The sequence below is a fragment of the Occallatibacter sp. genome, assembly GCF_049582745.1.
In the GTDB taxonomy this organism is placed as follows: Bacteria; Acidobacteriota; Terriglobia; order Terriglobales; family Acidobacteriaceae; genus Telmatobacter.
Window position 1 is genome coordinate 1 of record NZ_JBAUUO010000131.1, and the last position, 1,654, is coordinate 1,654.

General features: G+C 58.8%; 1 pseudogene. It reads left to right on the forward strand.

The features are described from left to right. Positions 1-132: 132 nt before the first annotated feature. Positions 133-1,484: pseudogene (locus tag WCA10_RS18670) on the forward strand (IS1380 family transposase). The last annotated feature ends 170 nt before the right edge of the window (positions 1,485-1,654 follow it).

Sequence of the window (1,654 nt, forward strand, 5' to 3'; positions counted from 1 at the left end):
CTAGCCTGCATTTCTCACGGGGAGTAGGCAAGAAGTAAAGGTCCGGGAAAAAGAAAGTGGGAAAAGGCCGCTGTTTTTGTGGCATAACTGCGTTGTCGAAGCGTAGCTAAATGCTTACAAAAGGAGCGGCCTTTGATGACAGAGTGTATCCAAGAACGGTTCTCTTTTGCAGCTCATTTTTCGCGTTGTGTCGAAGCTGGGTTCACTGCTGGTCAAGTATCGAGTGACGGCGGGGCGTTGCTGTTGCGACAGGTGGACCGCAAGATCAAGTTACTGCAGCGTCTGGCTGGTTGTTTCGTGGATGGTCGGTCGCCGCTTCTGGTCAGGCAGCGCTTATCGGAGATGCTGTCGCAGCGCATTTACGGGCTGGCGCTGGGCTATGAGGACCTGAACGACCACGAGCAGTTGCGTTCCGATCCGTTGCTTGGGCTGCTCAGCGGCAAGCGCAAGCTGGAGGATCCGCTGGCGGGCAAGAGCACGCTGAACCGTCTGGAGTTGGCAGGCCGGACCAAGCGCTACCACAAGATCGGCTACTCGGCCGAGTCCATCGATCGCTTGCTGACCGATCTTTATGTCGAATCGCATGCTGTTGCGCCTGCTCAGATCGTGCTCGATCTGGATGCGACCGACATCCCGCTGTATGGTCATCAGCCGGAGCGGTTCTTCCATGGCTACTACGACAGCTACTGCTATCTGCCGCTGTACATCTTCGCCGGCGACCAGTTGCTCTGTGCGCGGCTGAGGCCGGCCAATCAGGATGCTGCGAAGGGCTCGCTGGAAGAGGCCGGTCGCATCGTGGCACAACTGCGGCAGCGCTGGCCGGAAGTGAAGATCGTGCTTCGCGCCGACAGTGGGTTCTGCCGCGAGGAGCTGATGGCCTGGTGCGAGAACAATCATGTTGACTACCTGTTCGGTCTGGCCCGCAATCAGCGCCTACGCCGGATCATCGGGAAACAGATGCACCAGGCACACCTCGAACACCGATCGACGGCCAAGGCCGCGCGTGTCTTCACCGAGTTCGACTATCAAACACACAAGAGCTGGTCGCGCTCCCGCCGGGTGGTCGCAAAAGCTGAGTACCTCGACAAGGGCGAGAATCCGCGCTTCGTCGTTACCTCCCTGTCTGCCGAGCAATGGGCAGCGCAGCAACTGTACGAGAAGTTTTACTGTGCTCGCGGCGAGATGGAGAATCGCATCAAGGAACAGATGTGCCTGTTTGCCGACCGGCTCTCGACCGACGAGATGAAAGGCAATCAGTTGCGGCTGTACTTCTCCGCACTGGCTTACACCCTGATGGAAGCCTTGCGGCGGCTGGGACTGAAAGATACCGACTGGGCACAGGCGCAGGTGGATACCATCCGTCTCAAGCTGCTCAAGATCGCGCCATCGTGCGCATCAGCGTACGCCGCATCCTGCTCCAGATGAGCTCGACCTACCCCTGGAAACAAATCTATGCGCAAGCCTTCCACGCCCTGCGCTGCTGAAATCCAAGATCGATCGGTTCCGTCAACTGTACCCCCACCGGTTCTGAACTCTCAGCCAGAGGAGCTCTGCGCAAAACTCACGTCCACCCCGCTTACCCGGGCCGCGCCCTCGGCGCATACTGCCCCTCGATGCAACTCACAAGCCGCCAAAACACGCACGCTAAGCTTCA